Below are 16,335 nucleotides of genomic sequence, written 5' to 3'. Positions count from 1 at the left end.
ACGCCGTTGCTATGACACAACGAAACGGCTTTACATTAATCGAACTGCTTGTGGTTATTGCCATTATGACCACGGTGTTAACTTTGGTTGCACCATTGATGATAGAGCAGGTTGATAAAACCAAGGCGGCGGCCGAATTTCACGAAGCCCGGCAATATCTGACAGACAGCCGGAAAGTAGCGTTTTTAAAAGGTCAGCTTATTGTCTTTACTTTTGAAGGCAAGCAGCTTCGCCGGGACATCGGTAGCGATAGCGTAACGCTGGAGTTTCAATATTTATTTTTCCCCAGTCAGCAACTTCAGATTAATGCTAATGGATTTACCGACAAGACACAGATCACGGTTGTAGCTGGTAATAAACAACAACATATTGAATTGGCGGAGAAGAAGTGAATAAATCACGCGGTCTTACGCTGGTTGAGGTGTTAGTAGCTGCAGTAATTTTATTTGCTGCGCTAAGTTTAAGTGCGTTAACCATTCAGTCGCTAAGACAAAACAGCGCCCAGGCAGAAAAAATAGTCAAAACATTACAGCCTGCACGCATGATAACTTTAAGCATCCAGCAACAGATCCGTAATAGACCTGAAGAAACTATGTCTGGGGCCGGTGAGCTGGGCGAAGTAAGTTACACTTGGCAAGCCAGCGTTATCAGTAAAGGTTCGGCCCCACAAAGCTTTGACGTGGACACTGGTAGTGTAATAGTGCCACCAGAGCGCTTCTGGCTATATCAGGTTGAGCTTGAGCTACATTATGCCGGACGCACTGAACAACTGCAGTTTAAGGAGTTGGCATGGCTGCCTTTAGTATTTTAAAAAAAGGCTTTACCCTTGTAGAACTGCTTATTGCCATGGCCATTATGATGGTTATGCTGGTTTTATCAGCTACAGCCTATCAACTTTACACGGCAACCTGGCAAAGAGACCTATCAAAATTAGAAACATCCTATCAGCAGTTTCGTTATTCAGAGCTATTGCTGGATGCAATGCAGGCAATATTACCTCTGGCAGTTACGGACAACGGTATGCACGCTTATTATTTTCTTGGTCGTGCAGAAGGCTTTACAGCTGTAACTTATGCACCTATTTACCACACCGGTTTTCCGGCTGTTGTAAGGGTGTTTCGCGAACAAAATGAAAATGGCCGTTATCGGCTGGTGTATGAAGAAGCCACGCTGCAACACACGGTGCTAAAAGAGGCTAGTCAAACATTGCCGTTTAATTATCGGCAGATAGTGGCTGAAGACATTCCAAGCTTAACTTTTAGTTACTTTGGCTGGGAAAGTCTCACCGCCAGAGTTGCATCACAAAACGATTTTACTACAGGTATTGATAAAGTCCCGCAGTGGTACAACGAATATGATGCGCTTAGTCGCAAGTTACACCCAGAGAAGATAAAAATTAAGTTAGACGATTTCGCGCTTGAATTTACTATAGCCGACAGAAGTCGTATCAATGCTTTGTTTGCAAATGAGGAGGCGATATGAAGCAAAGCGGTATCGCCTTGATCCAGGTTTTGCTACTGAGTACCATTTTGATGGTGGTATTGTTGTCGATGAACCATCAGGCCCGGCAGCATATCCGATTGGCTGCTGCGGTACAGCAATACACCTCAGCAAATATGGCTTTGCACAGTGCTGAAGCTGAAATTATCTTCAACATGCTGTCTAATCTACCGCTGGCCTTGCAAAAAAATGCCGACATAACAGGCTCGAAGTGGAATTTTCACGGTAAGCCGTTTTTACTAAATGACGTTACGCTGCAAATTCAGGATACATCTGGGTTAATCAGTGCTTCTAGTCCGAATAGTGATATTTTGAGTCAGGTTACACATCAGGTTATGGGCTCTGCGCAGCTGGGCAAAGATATCGCTGCAGCACTAGCCGATTGGCAGGACAAAGATAATACTCCAAGGCTTGACGGAGCGGAGCAAGCGAATTATAGCAATATTTTGGTTCGCAACGGGCCACTGCAGTTCAGCGAAGAGTGGCAGTTTGTAAAAGGGGTTACAGCCGAACTCTATCAGCAGATCGCGCCGTTACTCACGTTGTTTCCACAAGGTGTAAATATAAATCAACAGCCAGATTCACTATGGCGTCTGCATTTGCCTGCCGCACAAGTAACCGAACTGATAAGAGCGCGAAATGCCGGGGAACTTACTGCCTCAATGTTTCAGCAACTCACCGGTATCACCATTGATGAGTTTACCCGCTTTAGTACTGGCCCAGGTTACAGAATAAACTTCACAGTAAAAAATGCCGATGTTAGACTTAGCCGCGAACTAACTTTGCGGCTGATGCCTTTTCAAAAGCAGCCATTCGATGTCTACGAATACCGCTTGCGAACCCTGCCCACGGATACCATACATGCAACAGCAGATAATTAAGCAGCTAGCCGTAAAGCCATTACGCTGGTTGCTGCAAAAAAATATAACTTACTGGCATCAAAGATCCTATCGTTTTCGCCATAGCGACAGCGGTTACCAGTTCGAGCCCGCTGAAAATTGCGGTACTGTGGTTATAGTTTCTCGTAGCCATTATCAGGAGTTTATCCGCCTGTATCCGGTAGCACAATTAAGCGATCTAAAACAAATTTTACGTACCGAGTACCCGCAACCTGGTGTGTTACATTATATCGGCCCAGAGCAAGATCAACGTCGGACGGTTTGTACTGTGGTGCTAAATGCCGAGCTGTTGCAGCAATTTAACCGCCTGACTGTGTTGATACCCGAATCAGTTTTGCTTTGGCGTGCATTACAACCAGAATACGCGGTGTATCAGTGCAATAGTTTTGCCGGTTATTTTCTTTACTGTGCCGCTGCGGTGCCGGTATCACAACAAATTGGCCCGTTTTGCCCTGACTTCAACATATTTGCTTTGAACAATGGTATTCCGGACCAAGCACTGCAACGCCAGTTAAGCCAAACAAGTTATTCCAGTGCTCTGGTAAAGGCATTAGCGAGCTCGGTATTCAATATCCATAAGCTAGCTGTAGTAGCTAAACCCCGGTTTCAGTTGGTCCGGTTGCCGCTAAAAGCTATTGCCATTACCGCTGCGGCTGTATTGCTAAGTTACGTTGCAGTGGTTAGCAGTTACTACAATCTGATGTTGGACAACCGGCAGGGCAAACTTGCCCAACTGGGAGACAGTGTTAACCAGTTGCTAGATACCCAGCAAAATGTGCAACAGATAGCTGAGTCAGCTAATAAATTAGTAGAGTTACGTCAGCAAAAGCAAGCTTCAGCTCACATTTGGCAGGTGTTACTGACATTATTGCAAGCCGACGCTAGCTTGCAGCTGCAAAATTTGGCCAGCGAAAGCTCCCGTTTCGTGTTGCGTGGCGAAGCCAATCAGGCAACCCAAGTGTTAACTAGCCTGCAAAACTCTGAGTTAGTTACCGATGCGCGCTTTGATGCTCCAGTACGTCGCCAGCGTGATAAAGATGCCTTTGTTATAAGTTTGCAGTTAGTGCAACTACAGATCGCACCGCAGCTGGAGGCCGCTGATGTTACAGAATAAGTCTTTATTAATCGGCACCATCGTTGTGCTGGCGTTACTACGCTTTGTGTTGTTGCCATTGCAACAGCATCAGCAAGAGCTGTATCAGCAATTAGAAGGTCTTAATAAACGCTTTCAACGTTCAGAGGCTTTGCTGCAACAACAACAGCAATTACAGTTATTGCAAGCAGAGCAGCAGCAGCAGTTAACGCAATTGTTGCTGCCGTTCCCGAAGGTAAGCAGTAGCTCGCAGTACCGGCTGCAGCTGCAACAGCAGTTACAGCAACTGGCCGCTGCGCAGGGCGCAGCCGTGACGTTTTTCGATTGGCTTAGCGAAACGCCGCTGCAGGTGTTTAACCTACATCGTGGTCGTATTTCATTGCGTATTAAAGGCCCTGCGGCAAAAGTGATGCTGGTACATGCGCTGATAGAGCAGCAATATCCGCATTTTATACAGCGTGATATCAGAGGCAGCTGGCGTGGTAGTTTAACCGCGCAAAGTGAAGTGGAATTAACCTTGCTATTTGAAGCGGACTATCAGTTGGCGGAGGCATCATGATGTTAACCAGGCCTGTTGCTATAACTGGCATAGTAACCACCTTGGTATGTGGCCTGCATTTTATTAGTGCGGTGTATGTGCCGGTGCAGGGTGAGCAACGCGTACTAACTGTACCCGAGATACCCGCCTTGGCATATGTGTTACCTTATCAACCTGAACAGCTACAAAACGCCGTAGCACAGTGGTTCGTTCCGACCGAGAATACCGCTGCCGCAGCTACACAGAGCGCTGAGTTGCTGGCCGGTTTTGATAATACGGTGCTGGGTGACACTACAGTAGCTCTGTTAGCCATTTATCAGCAGCAACACCCAGCCGCCGTATTGGCACTACAACAAGTTGGGCAGAGCGTGAAGTATGTGCGGCTGTTAGTGGGGGAAAGCAGTGGTGATATAGCATTAAGCCAGATAAGCCGGCGCGACATTACCCTAAGTTATAATGATAAGCAGGTTACGTTGAAATTATTTACCCCGGCCTCAGCGGTCACTGAGTAAGAAAATAAGAGTAATAACCATCAATGAAAACAATCAATAAACTCAGTCTTTGCATAGTCAGCTGCCTATTTTTAGGTAGCTGTGCCAGCCATAATAACTTTTATCAGGTTCCGGGCTCACGTATCGCGGCAACTGAGCAAGCTGAAGAGCTACAGCCGTCAGATCCATTGGTAGATGCGGCTGGCGAACGCAAACAGAGTTTTGAAAGACTGAGTAGCTTACAGAATAACAACCCGGTTTTACGCAGTCAGCAAGATGCCGCAACCCGGTTTACCGATGACGATAAAGTAAGCTTTGCAGCCAATGCTATGCCCGCGCAACAGTTTGTACACGCAGTTTTAGGTGATGTACTTAAACTTAATTATGTGCTGGCTGATGGAATAGCCGATATAACTAAACCTGTCACTTTACATTTGCAACAGCCGGTATCAAGCAGAGCATTGTATCTGTTAACGGCGCAACTGTTAGATGACAACAACATCAGCATCACTGTGCGGGACGGCACCTTTTTCGTCCACGCTAAACCAGGCTCCCAAACCGGCGTTACGGCGTTGGGCGTTGGCAGGGCGGCGACTGATGTACCTCAGGTAGTAGGGCCGGTTATGCAGATAGTGCCAATAAAATATGGTATTACTGCCAGCCTGGAACGCACACTGCGCGAGCTGGTTACAGCCAGAATCACACCTGATTTTGAAAAAAATATGTTGTTTATTACTGCAGAACGTGCCGAAATTTTACGGGCATTGGACCTGGTGAATCTGCTGGACATGCCTGCTAATCGTGGACGCAACGTCGGTATTTTACGGCTGATATATATGACAGCCGAGGAGTTTATAAGCCAAACCAGTAAGCTATTGTTGTCTGAAGGAATACCAACCGATACCAGCGCAAATCCAAAGTCGAATATTGTTATGGTACCACTGGACCAAATAGGTGCTGTTGCGTTGTTTGCCAGCGAGCAGTTTTATATAGACCGGGTAAACTTCTGGGCAAAACAATTGGATAAACCCAGTGAAGGCGCACAAAAACGCTATTACATATTTCACCCGCGATTTGCCCGCGCCAGCGATTTAGGCTCCTCAGTCGCCCCGTTGATTAACCCGCAACATTCAGCAGGTAATATCGGCGGTAATCAAAGTCGTGATACCGTCAGTGCCTTTAACAACGCATCAGGCATGCAGGGTACTGCAGGCCAGGCAGGTAGCCGCAATAATGCGCCGGGCGCTATTACTGTGCAAAGCGAAGACATTACCATGACGGTAGATGAGCGCTCCAATACCATTATTTTTTATACTACCGGCATTCATTATCAAACTTTGCTGCCGATGATCCGCCGTTTAGATGTGATGCCCAAACAAATTTTGCTTGAAGCCACTATCGCCGAAGTGACCTTGATAGATGATTTGTCTATGGGATTGGAATTTGCTATTCAAAACGGAAAATTTGGTTATGGCACCAAAGGTGCCTTTGGTGTGAAAGATTTTGGTGGTTTAAGTTTATCCTACCTCGACACCGGTAGAGAGCTTTTGGCCGGGCTGCGTGCGGCCAAAACCAATATCAATATATTATCCAACCCGAGCCTGGTAGTTCGCGACGGTGTAAGCGCTAATATTAATATCGGTACTGATATACCCACTATTGGCACCACTACCTTAAACCCGGGTACCGAGACTCAAAGTACAACGGTTGAATATCGTAAAACCGGCGTACGCATGTCTGTTACCCCGACAATTAATGCGCAGGGGCTGGTGGTGTTGCAAATCGATCAGAGTATATCTAATACTATCGACGGTAGCACAGTGGCGGGCAGCCCGGCTATTTTTGAACGCAGCCTGCAAACTGAAGTGTTGGCACAAAGCGGCCAAACCATAATGTTAGGCGGGCTTATTTCTGAAAAGACAACTAAATCAACCACTAGAGTGCCATTGTTGGGTGATATACCGCTGTTGGGGCCGTTGTTTCGTGGCCAAAAAGACAATGTGAGTAAAACTGAGTTAGTGATCCTTATTACGCCAAGAGTAATAGACCAGCCCGAGCACTGGCAGCAAATTCAGCAAAAGTTACGCTCAGGGTTGCAAAATTTGCAATTACAGGATTAATTTTTAAGCAAATAAAATAACTTAAGCGTAATTTAAAAAAAAAATAGCGTTGACAAATGCTGTTTCGGTAATAGAATGCTTAGAAGAATTTTGGGTCGACCCAGGTTCTTACTAAAACAAGAAACTAAGGCAAGACGCCGATGTGTTTCAATTTCATGAAATTGGAGATAGTTCTAATGAATACAACTTTCAAAAAAACCTTAGTTGCTTCAGCAATTTTGGCTTTTGCCGGTGCGGCTCAGGCAGCTACTTTAGCTGGTACAGAGCGTAGCGTAACTGCTCAATACTTAGCTGGTGCAGGCGTAGACACTGGTGCCGCAGCAACTGAATTCAGAACTGCTACTGTTGCTCTGACTTTAGGCGCTGAATACACTATCAACGATACTATCACTTTAACATTCTCTACACCTGTTAAAGCTTCTACTCTGCCAGTAACAATCACTGCTGCTCCAGACGTTCCTAATAACCGTTTAGGTATGACGTTCAGCCAGATCAGCGTATCTGCTGATTCTAAAGTTGCTACCTACCGTTTAACTGCAACTGATGCTACTGGCCTTGGTGCAAACCCAGTTACTACTGGCGTAGCATTAACAGTTCCAGCGTTAGATTTCTTAAAATCTAACCTGACTTCTGGTGCTTCAGTGACTTTCGCTGCTAAAACTAACACTGGCTTAGATTTAGACACTGCTGGCGGTGCTGCTCGTACAGCTTCTTTAGTTAAGGCTATTGCTCAGTTCACTACAACTGCACCTTCGTTCTCGAAAGTGATTGATGTAAATGCTGACCGTAAGAGCTTTGTTGGTGCTGACGTAAACGCTAAGAAAATCACTGCGACTTTCAACATCGTTTCAGAAGTAACTGGCGGCGTTATTTATGCACGTCCAATCAACGGTACTGATGGCGTTAAGCACACTGTAACAGGCGATTTCAGCTGGGTAGCTGATGACAGCGCTTCTGCTGGCTTGCAGCCAAAAGCTGGCGTGTTTACTACTACTGGTACTTGTACTAACCCAGCGTGGACTTACAGCACTACTGCGGTATCTTTAGAGTGTGATGAAGTTGCTGCTAATACTGCAATTGTAATTGATGCAGAAGCAAACAAAACTGGTCTGGCAGCAGCTGCTGTTCCAGTATTCAGCCCACAGTCTTTCACTGCAACTTCAACTGTAGTTTATACAACTCCAGCTGCTACTGAAAATGTGTTTAACAACACTGCGGCTGGTTCATGGACCCTGAACGGTTCACAAGTTCGCGTGCCATACCTGGTTGTACAAGAAGGCCGTTTCAACTCTATCATCAACGTAACTAACCACGGTACTAAAGCCGGCGCTATTACTATTGATGTGTTCGACGAAATGGGTACTAAAGTTGCGGCTAACTATGCTGCTGGTACTTCACAGCCAGGTTCAGTAACCAGCGTTGCTCAAGCTGCTAAAGACGCTCTGGCTGCTGCGGGTAAAGACCTGACAATGGTTACTAAGTACTCTGTACAGATCGTTACTAACGTACCAGAAGACGATGTAATCGTTTACGCTGCTTACACTGATTCTCAGAACGGTGGCGAGCGTGCAATCGTAAATAACGATTCTAAAGTACAAACTAAAAACTAATTTAGTTTAGCTTTACTTAAGCGGGCTTTATGCCCGCTTTTCTATTTGTAGAAGATAGTAAAAATCTGATTTAGCAATATTTTTCTAAATAAGTTGTTTTTGTCGGGAATTTTTACAGCTTTATTTACTCTAACCGCGTATACTGCAAGGCGGACAGCAGTAAAGCCGAATTCATTGAAATGAAACACTTTAAGCCCAATTACCATTGGGCTTTTTTTTGCCCGTTAGCATAAGCATGCTTTAATTGCGAGTAGCCTGCATAATGTTTGTAGTAGCAGCCTTGCTAACACTGCTTATCTGTGATTGCTGCCGCACCGCTATAGTGCTGTGATATACTTCCCGCAACTTTTTTCGCCGCCATACCAGGCCTTCTGTGGAACTAATAAAAAAACTACTCTATGCCCGCGCTACCGCCATGCTGGGCGATAAACTGGTTAAACTTGCCGCCGGTGCCGTGCTTACGGTCTTTGTTGCCCGTATGCTGGGTGCCAGTGAGCTGGGTGTGTACTCTATAGTAATGGCCTGGAGTGCTTTTTTGGTGCCGATAACCAGCCTGGGCCTGAATAATATAGTTGTACGCCAGATGGTAAAGCATGACAACGGCCATGCCGCCATGACTATGCTGTACAGCGCGGTGACACTGCGTTTATTGCTGGGCCTGCTTGGCGGCAGTGTTATGTTGCTGGCGTTTTACCTGCTGTATCCGGCTATGTTTAGCGGCAATACCGCCATTGCCATACCGGTGTTGTTTTTATTGCAGGCATTTTTTGGCTTTTTGTTGTTTGAGTTTTATCTTAATTTTCAGGGTACTTTTCGCAGTACGGCCTATGCCAAAACGGTTATCTCGCTACTGAGCTTTGCCATTAAACTGGCTTTGCTGTACAGCGGCTTTGGTATTGCCAGTTTATTGCTGCTTACCGGCATTGAGTTTTTCGTCGTTGGCCTGGCGCAATATTGGTTGTACTGCATTAAACATCAACCTTACAAAGAGGGCGAGCAGCGCTGGCCGGGTTATCACCCGCGCTGGTTTAACTGGCAACAGGCAAAGCTGTTACTTAAGCGTTCTTCCTGGTTGTGGCTGTCGGGTATCGTATCGGTAATTTATCTTAAGATAGATATAGTGATGCTGGGTGCCATGGCGGGCACAGAACAAGCCGGTATTTACGCTGCTGCCAGCAGGCTGTCTGAGTTGTGGTATGTATTTCCGGCCACCTTGGCTGCGCGCTATTACCCCGATATGATCAAAGCCCACCAGCAGGGCTGGGCTCCATATTATCTAAAGTTACGCCGCTACGCCGGGCTGTTTTTAGCTTCAGCGCTTTGTATTGCGTTGGTTATGTCGCTAACAGCTCCCTGGATTATCAGCTTATTATTCGGCGATGATTTTGCAGCTGCGGTGCAGGTGCTGCGAATTCATATCTGGGCCGGTTGCTTTGTGTTTGTGCGCTATCTGATTAGCCAGCATTTATTAATTACTGAACAAGAGCCATTGTCATTGCTGAGCCACGGTATTAGCGCGCTGCTTAATGTGGGCTTAAATTTATGGTTAATTCCTAAGATGGGCATCGTAGGTGCGGCCTGGGCAACGCTGATTTCTTATGCCTATGCGTCGTTTTTCTTTTTGTTTTTTGCCAGCAGTACCCGAAGTCAGTTAAGGCAGTTATGGCAGGCAGGTTCCAGCACCAAAGATTCGGGATGAAGGGCCGGGTGTGGTTGTTGTCTCGCTGTCTGATTTATTTAGATGTGTGTTATTTTAACGCGTTATTCGAGTCTTAAGAGCAGTTTGATTATGAGATATTGGCTAAGCAGCCGGATACCGGTTCCCATTAAGTTAAAAATTAGACAAGTCGCCAACAATACTACGCTTGGCTTTGCCAGGATGTTTTCCCAAAACGGGTTTTTGGCATCTCTTTATTACACTTTTTTTAATCGTCAGTTTTATCGGGAACATAAAGCAGTATTGCACGGCCGGTTAGTTTACCAACGCAGTGTCAACAATATGCAGCAAAGCTCTGCGTTATTGAGGCGCAATATACACCGGTTGGAAAAAGGTTTAATTATGCGCCCACGGCGTCCGGTCTTCGCTCTGGATTATCTTGATGAAACCATTAGTTGCTTTGAAAAAGCCCTACACACACCAGACTTTTGCCGTGAGGAATTGCAATGGGCCAATGATGTACTGGAGGAATATTTTTCGGTTGTAGCTGAACAGCCCGTTATTTCTGCTGCTAAGCGTAAATTTGAACAGCTAAAACGCCCCACAAGCACTGAAGCTGTGCCTTACGCGTATGCTGAGCTGGGTGTTGCAGACTGCTCTTATCAGCAGTTGATGACGTTAATGCAACGACGCCGCTCTGTACGTTGGTTTTTGCAAAAAGCTGTTGATAAAGAACTGCTTAATCTAGCTTGTCAAGCAGCAACGACAGCTCCTTCAGCATGCAATCGTCAGCCTTATCAGTTTTTTGTTATGCATGGCGCTGAGGCAGTAGACGTAGCGAAGTGCGCAATGGGAACGATAGGCTTTGCTGATAACTTTCCCTGTGTGGTGGCCGTTGTAGGAGATCTGTCGTCTTACCCGGCAGAACGTGACCGGCACGTAATTTATATTGATGCTTCTCTGGCGGCTATGCAATTTATGTTGGCTTTAGAAACACTGGGGTTATCCAGCTGCCCGATTAACTGGCCTGATATAGAGCAGCGTGAGCAGCAGTTAAGCAAAATGCTAAATCTAGAGTACCATCAACGTACAGTAATGTTGCTGGCTATAGGCTATGCAGATCCTGAGGGTGGGATTGCGTATTCTCAAAAGAAATCACATAGCTTACTTTTCAGGGATATTAGTTAGATGATGATAGAAGTAAAAGGCGTTCAGTTTGTCAATAAAGGCGCTGAATTGATGCTGCATGCCGTTCTGCAAAAATTGCAGCAATATTGGCCTGAGGCTGACATTGCACTAGCTCCTGGACCTAATTCATCTTATAAGGCAAGAGCAAGACTGGGAGCCTATCAGAAGATACCTTTAAGTAAAGCTGGTTTAGAGTTAAATTCTTTTAGTTATTTACTACCCGCGTCGCTACGTAATTGGCTGAAAACCCGCTTAGGATTAGTTACAGAAGCCGACATCGATATTGTTTTAGATGCTTCGGGTTTCGCATACAGCGATCAGTGGCCAGAGGCTTCTGTTATACAACTTTGCGGCGAGATCGTTCGAGCACGAAAGCACCGCAAAAAATATATTCTGTTACCACAGGCATTTGGACCATTTACACGCCCGGCAGATATAGCCAGGTTAAAGGTTGCGTTGCCAATGGCAAATTTAATATGTGCTCGTGAGCAAAGTAGCTTGAAGCATGTTTATGAATTAATAGGTGAGAGTGGGAATTTGCTACAGTTTCCTGACTTTACCAACTTGGTTCAACCAAAACTGAATGACAAATATAGTTCGATGTCTGAGTCAGTACTCATTGTTCCGAACAGCAATATGATAAGTAGCCGTAATAAACAAACGTTATGGAAGCAAAACTATATACTAATATTGAAAAATGCAGTTCAGGTTGTAAAAAATATTGGTCTTAACCCTGTTTTGCTCAATCATGAGGGGGCTGCTGATGACGAAATTTGTCAACAGGTAAAGCAGGGAACAGATATTGCTGTGTTCAAAGAGACTGATCCTTTATTGGTAAAAGGCATTATTGGCGCCAGCAAGGCGGTTATTTGTTCGCGTTTTCATGGCTGTGTCAGTGCTTTGTCGCAGGGGGTGCCTTGCCTGGGTACCAGCTGGAGCCACAAATATGAACGTTTGTTTGAAGAATATGGTCAGACAGAGGCATTGCTTTCTGCCGATACCACTATCGAGCAATTAAAACAGAAATTGCAACAGGCTATTTACGCAGTAGATAGTGCAGAACTCGCTGCAAAACGGGCGTTACTGAAGCAACAGAGCGAGCAGATGTGGCAGCAAGTGGTGGCAGTTATCAATCAAAAGTTAACTATTTAGTGCTTGATGTTTGGCAGTATTTTGGTATAGTCTTGGATAAATTTTTTACACAATGTCTTTTAAAGGAATGACTATGAAAAAATTATTAGTTGCTGCGGCAGCGTTAGCTTTTGCTGTTAACGTAAATGCCCAGGAAAGTGCAGGTGGTTACGGTACTATCGGCGGCGTTGCTACTACTACTGTAGCAGCTGGTGTAGTTGGTGTTGCAGTTGCTGCAGCTATCATCTCTAACAACCGTGGTTCTTCTGTAACTCCACCACCACCACCACCAGCAAGTTGTAACGCTGGTGACGGCGCGCCGGTAAATGGCGTTTGTACTGGTGTGCAGGTTACTGGTACTGGCACTATGACAGCTACTGCAACTTACACTTACGCTGCACAGTAAGTTTAAGTTTGCTATAAAGCCGCCTGCTGGCGGCTTTTTTATTGCTGCAGGCTTTTGCCGTTGTTTTTTATATGCTTTTATCTGACACGGCATAGCGGTTTACTCAAACAACATGAGCCTTAATTTGTGAATACAGCGATAAAGCCGCTTTTTGCTGCCGGTGTACTGCTGGCACTAAGTGCGTGTTCCGGCACTTATAATTCTTATCTCGATACGTTGCAGCTGGCGTTTACTACGCCAGATGACGTTGAACTTAGCCTAAAGCAGGTGCGTGAGGCACGCTCAGATTTAATGTATGTGCGCCACGGTGAGCGCAGCCAGGCCGCGATGGCGCTACTACGTTTAGAAGCCGGCCAGCACAAATGGGTCTCTGCCGATAATGCACTATTGATTATGCAGCAGGGCCGTATAGTGCGTACTGTTGGTTTTAGTAACGACTTACTTTATTTAACCAATACACAGGCTGATCAGCTTAGCCAGCCTGAGGCAATTAATCCGGCTATCGAATGGCTACGCCTGGCTGATTGGCAAAACGGTGAATACGGCTATGCGCTTAGCTCGCGTTTTAGTGTGCAGCCAAATCAGCCGCTGCGTTATTTTGGCCATAACTTCACAACGACCCAGATAACCGAACAGGTTAGCTACATCAGCCCGGCCAACTACCTGCGTTTAGATAAGCCGTGGCAAAACACCTTTTGGTTTGATAGCCAAACCGGTACTTTGCTTAAAAGCGTGCAGCAATTGGCTCCCTTTGCCGAGCGATTTGAAATGACCTATATCAGCCGTATTGCCCGTTTGATCCCGGCTGACGCTGCAGCCGCTGACGCAGGAGGTGATAGTGAATAAGCCTTTATTGTTCACACTTGGCCTGTTGTTTTGTAGCAACCTGAGCCTGGCCAAAGTAACTGTTGATATAAACGGCGAGCGCCGGCAATACAGCGAGGCACCGCGTCTGGCTGAGGTTTTACAGCCTTATGCCTTAAAACAGCAATGGTACTGGCCGGCAGCCGCGCTGTACCGTACCGATAGTCAGTATGCACAAAGCTTACGCCGTGAGCTGATTAGTCTGGCCGCTGAAATTGCCCAGCAAACCGATGATAAGTCGCTTAGCGACGCTCTGGCGTTAATGCAGGCACAGGTAAATCAATGGCAGCTGGCTGAGCGCATTGTTATCCCGCTGGACTACGACGCGGCGACGGTGCAGGCAGCGCTTAACCCGCGCTTCGATGCTGGCGACTACCGTATTGTGTTAGGCCGCCGCCCTGGCGTGGTGCATATCGCCGGTGCCGTAAAGCGGGCACTTAGTGTGCCGCACAACAGTGCCAGCCATGTCGCTGTTTATGCCCAGCCAGATCATTTTAGTTATGCCGCAGACGCCAGCAAGTTGGCGGTGGTACAACCGGATGGCCGCATAGTGATCGCCGGCATTAGCAGTTGGAACAGTCAGCATGTTGAAGCTATGCCCGGTGCTCAGCTTCTGGTGCTGTTTACCCAGCCGTTACTGGACAAACGCTTTGCAAGATTAAATGCCTTGCTGCAACAACTGGCTGTTCACAGGATTTTGCCATGACGCTGTTTCGTTTACCTTTTCGCTTATCGATACTATCACTGTTGTTAATGCCGGCTGCAGTCTGTGCCAGCGATCTTAGCAACTGGCAATTGCCGCCTGCCGGGGCATCACAAATGGCACACGGTGGTGTTGGTCTGATCCAGACGCCAACTGCCCGCATGGCGCCAGCTGGTGATTTGAGCATGAACTATACCGACAACGAAGAATACCGGCTGTGGTCGGTAAGTATTCAGTTGTTTGACTGGATGGAGTCGACCATTCGTTATACCGATGTGCGCACCCGGCTGTACAGCGACGATCCAAGTTTCAGCGGTGATCAAACCTATAAAGATAAAGGTATAGATGTTAAGTTTCGTCTGCTGCAAGAAAGCAGCTACCTGCCGCAAGTGTCTTTAGGTATTCGCGATTTTGGCGGCACCGGTTTGTTTGAAAGTGAATATCTGACGCTGAGTAAAAAATGGCATAATCTGGATTTTCACCTTGGTATAGGCTGGGGCTATTTGGGGCAGGGTGGCAATATCACAAACCCGTTTTGTCAGCTGCGCGACAGTTTTTGCAACCGGCCAGAAGGTTACGGCGGCCGGGGCGGTAAGGTAGATTACGACCAGTTTTTTAAAGGCCCGGCCTCGCTGTTTGGTGGTATAGAATACCAGACACCCTGGCAACCACTGCGGCTGAAACTGGAGTACGAAGGCAATAATTATCAGCAGGATTTTGCCGGTAACTTAACGCAGGATTCAAACTGGAACTTTGGTGCGGTATACCGTTGGGGTAATTTTAACTTTGACCTGAACTATCAGCGTGGTAATACACTGGGTTTTGGTGTGCACTATGCGCTTAATTTACACAGTGTCAGCCAGTACAAGGTCAAACCAGCGCTGCGCATTGTGCCAGAGCAGTTAAACCGTACAGCAATTACCGATAGGGATGCGCTGCCGCAAGCCTTATTGCGTGAGGCCGGTTTTGCCTTGCAAACTGCGCATATGACCGACGACGAGTTTGTTATTTATGGCTATCAGATGGGCTATCGCGATCATGATGAGGCAGTTGAGCGTATTGGCCGGATATTGGCAACTGAAGTGCCGGCCCATATACAGCGCTACCGTATCGTAAATTACGCTGGTAATCTGGCGGCGGTAGAGACAGTGATAGAGGCTGCGCCTTTTATAGCTGCGGTGCGCTACGAGTCACTGCATAACCGGGTTAAGTCCAGCTATGTACGCCAGCAACCGGCGGCGCAAACTTTGGCTTATCGCGATATACCGTCGCAAAATGGCTTTTTTGCCGGCTCCGAGGTGTTTTTTATTCAAACCTTTGGTAACCCGGAAGCTTTTTACATGTATCAGGCCGGTCTGTTTGCTAATGCCGGTTATCGCCTTAGCAATAATCTGATGCTAAACAGCACAGCCAAAATTACCGTGCTGGAAAACTTCGATAAATTTAACTACACCGTTGATGCCGAGCAGACACCGCTACCCAGGGTGCGTACCTATATGCGCGAGTATGTTACCGGCAGTGTGGTGTCAATGGAGAACCTGTATCTGCGATGGCAAGATCAGATAGCGCCAAACTGGTTTGCTCAGGCTTATGCTGGTTATCTGGAAACCATGTACGGCGGCGTTGGTACCGAATTGCTGTACCGGCCGGTAGATTCTAATATCGCTGTTGGGTTTGATTTAAACTATGTGCGCCAGCGCTCTTATGACAATGAGTTTGACTTTTTTGACTATAAAACCTTTACCGGCCATATCAATGTGTACTGGAAGCCTGAGTTTTTGCCGGATACGCAGCTAACCTTTAACATTGGCCAGTTTCTGGCAAAGGACAAAGGTGTAAATGTTGATTTTGCCAAGCGCTTTAACAGCGGCATAGTAGTAGGGGCTTATGCCGCCTTTACCAATGTGTCGGCTGAAGAGTACGGCGAAGGCAGCTTTACCAAAGGCTTTTATTTGTCTATTCCGTTTGATTTGTTCTCGTTGCGCCCGGCAAAAGGCCGTGGCCGCCTGCCATGGGTGCCCATTGCGCGCGATGGTGGCCAGCCACTTAACCGACCGGCAACGTTGATTGATATGACAGAGCAGCGGTCACCGTTTTACGATTAAAGCAGAAGGGTAGCGTAGCTACCCTTTTTT

16 protein-coding genes are annotated in these 16,335 nt (G+C 46.7%); all 16 read left to right on the top strand.

Features of this window, described 5'->3' with window-relative positions:
- Positions 1-11: 11 nt before the first annotated feature.
- The 16 genes from MN202_RS01170 to MN202_RS01095 all read left to right on the top strand — a co-directional run bounded on the left by MN202_RS01170 (position 12) and on the right by MN202_RS01095 (position 16,305).
- Entirely contained in the window at positions 12-392 is a 381-nt protein-coding gene (locus MN202_RS01170) for a type II secretion system protein (protein WP_335734250.1), read from the top strand.
- Entirely contained in the window at positions 389-811 is a 423-nt protein-coding gene (locus MN202_RS01165) for a PilW family protein (protein ID WP_335734249.1), read from the top strand. The genes MN202_RS01170 and MN202_RS01165 overlap by 4 nt, the downstream gene beginning before the upstream one ends.
- Complete coding sequence (locus MN202_RS01160; RefSeq protein WP_335734248.1) at positions 790-1,482, top strand: PulJ/GspJ family protein; 693 nt, start codon at positions 790-792, stop codon at positions 1,480-1,482. Before MN202_RS01165 ends, MN202_RS01160 begins: the two co-directional genes overlap by 22 nt.
- Positions 1,479-2,381 (top strand): type II secretion system minor pseudopilin, encoded by a 903-nt coding sequence (locus MN202_RS01155; protein WP_335734247.1) that lies wholly within the window; start codon positions 1,479-1,481, stop codon positions 2,379-2,381. Before MN202_RS01160 ends, MN202_RS01155 begins: the two co-directional genes overlap by 4 nt.
- The gene (locus MN202_RS01150) at positions 2,362-3,513 is read left to right on the top strand and encodes a hypothetical protein (RefSeq protein ID WP_335734246.1); all 1,152 of its coding nucleotides are present in this window, start codon (positions 2,362-2,364) and stop codon (positions 3,511-3,513) included. Before MN202_RS01155 ends, MN202_RS01150 begins: the two co-directional genes overlap by 20 nt.
- On the top strand, positions 3,500-4,051 hold the full coding sequence (locus tag MN202_RS01145; protein ID WP_335734245.1) for a hypothetical protein: 552 nt from the start codon (positions 3,500-3,502) through the stop codon (positions 4,049-4,051). The genes MN202_RS01150 and MN202_RS01145 overlap by 14 nt, the downstream gene beginning before the upstream one ends.
- Entirely contained in the window at positions 4,048-4,542 is a 495-nt protein-coding gene (locus MN202_RS01140) for a hypothetical protein (RefSeq protein WP_335734244.1), read from the top strand. The genes MN202_RS01145 and MN202_RS01140 overlap by 4 nt, the downstream gene beginning before the upstream one ends.
- Before the next feature lie 23 nt (positions 4,543-4,565).
- Entirely contained in the window at positions 4,566-6,641 is a 2,076-nt protein-coding gene (locus MN202_RS01135; protein WP_335734243.1) for a type II secretion system protein D, read from the top strand.
- Between the two features lie 176 nt (positions 6,642-6,817).
- Positions 6,818-8,251: a hypothetical protein gene (locus tag MN202_RS01130; RefSeq protein WP_335734242.1), complete on the top strand. Its 1,434-nt coding sequence runs from the start codon at positions 6,818-6,820 to the stop codon at positions 8,249-8,251.
- A gap of 373 nt (positions 8,252-8,624) precedes the next feature.
- Positions 8,625-9,950, top strand: coding sequence for a flippase (locus MN202_RS01125; protein ID WP_335734241.1), 1,326 nt, complete (start codon positions 8,625-8,627; stop codon positions 9,948-9,950).
- A gap of 90 nt (positions 9,951-10,040) precedes the next feature.
- Complete coding sequence (locus tag MN202_RS01120) at positions 10,041-11,096, top strand: nitroreductase family protein (RefSeq protein WP_335734240.1); 1,056 nt, start codon at positions 10,041-10,043, stop codon at positions 11,094-11,096.
- Complete coding sequence (locus tag MN202_RS01115; RefSeq protein WP_335734239.1) at positions 11,097-12,248, top strand: polysaccharide pyruvyl transferase family protein; 1,152 nt, start codon at positions 11,097-11,099, stop codon at positions 12,246-12,248.
- Between the two features lie 73 nt (positions 12,249-12,321).
- Complete coding sequence (locus MN202_RS01110; protein WP_335734238.1) at positions 12,322-12,633, top strand: hypothetical protein; 312 nt, start codon at positions 12,322-12,324, stop codon at positions 12,631-12,633.
- Positions 12,634-12,759: 126 nt separating this feature from the next.
- The gene (locus MN202_RS01105) at positions 12,760-13,479 is read left to right on the top strand and encodes a YjbF family lipoprotein (protein WP_335734237.1); all 720 of its coding nucleotides are present in this window, start codon (positions 12,760-12,762) and stop codon (positions 13,477-13,479) included.
- Positions 13,472-14,203 (top strand): capsule biosynthesis GfcC family protein, encoded by a 732-nt coding sequence (locus MN202_RS01100; protein WP_335734236.1) that lies wholly within the window; start codon positions 13,472-13,474, stop codon positions 14,201-14,203. Before MN202_RS01105 ends, MN202_RS01100 begins: the two co-directional genes overlap by 8 nt.
- On the top strand, positions 14,200-16,305 hold the full coding sequence (locus MN202_RS01095; protein WP_335734235.1) for a YjbH domain-containing protein: 2,106 nt from the start codon (positions 14,200-14,202) through the stop codon (positions 16,303-16,305). Before MN202_RS01100 ends, MN202_RS01095 begins: the two co-directional genes overlap by 4 nt.
- Positions 16,306-16,335: the final 30 nt, after the last annotated feature.

It is taken from the genome of Rheinheimera muenzenbergensis (assembly GCF_036984005.1).
Classification (GTDB): Bacteria; Pseudomonadota; Gammaproteobacteria; order Enterobacterales; family Alteromonadaceae; genus Alishewanella; species Alishewanella muenzenbergensis.
The sequence above is the reverse complement of the archived record's forward strand: the minus strand, read 5'-3'. Positions and strand labels throughout refer to the sequence as shown.

Coding starts and splice junctions, on each gene's coding strand:
- MN202_RS01160 (WP_335734248.1), top strand. CDS start 790: ATGGCTGCCTTTAGTATTTTAAAAAAAGGCTTTACCCTTGTAGAACTG.
- MN202_RS01110 (WP_335734238.1), top strand. CDS start 12,322: ATGAAAAAATTATTAGTTGCTGCGGCAGCGTTAGCTTTTGCTGTTAAC.
- MN202_RS01135 (WP_335734243.1), top strand. CDS start 4,566: ATGAAAACAATCAATAAACTCAGTCTTTGCATAGTCAGCTGCCTATTT.
- MN202_RS01155 (WP_335734247.1), top strand. CDS start 1,479: ATGAAGCAAAGCGGTATCGCCTTGATCCAGGTTTTGCTACTGAGTACC.
- MN202_RS01095 (WP_335734235.1), top strand. CDS start 14,200: ATGACGCTGTTTCGTTTACCTTTTCGCTTATCGATACTATCACTGTTG.
- MN202_RS01120 (WP_335734240.1), top strand. CDS start 10,041: ATGAGATATTGGCTAAGCAGCCGGATACCGGTTCCCATTAAGTTAAAA.
- MN202_RS01130 (WP_335734242.1), top strand. CDS start 6,818: ATGAATACAACTTTCAAAAAAACCTTAGTTGCTTCAGCAATTTTGGCT.
- MN202_RS01140 (WP_335734244.1), top strand. CDS start 4,048: ATGATGTTAACCAGGCCTGTTGCTATAACTGGCATAGTAACCACCTTG.
- MN202_RS01150 (WP_335734246.1), top strand. CDS start 2,362: ATGCAACAGCAGATAATTAAGCAGCTAGCCGTAAAGCCATTACGCTGG.
- MN202_RS01115 (WP_335734239.1), top strand. CDS start 11,097: ATGATGATAGAAGTAAAAGGCGTTCAGTTTGTCAATAAAGGCGCTGAA.
- MN202_RS01145 (WP_335734245.1), top strand. CDS start 3,500: ATGTTACAGAATAAGTCTTTATTAATCGGCACCATCGTTGTGCTGGCG.
- MN202_RS01170 (WP_335734250.1), top strand. CDS start 12: ATGACACAACGAAACGGCTTTACATTAATCGAACTGCTTGTGGTTATT.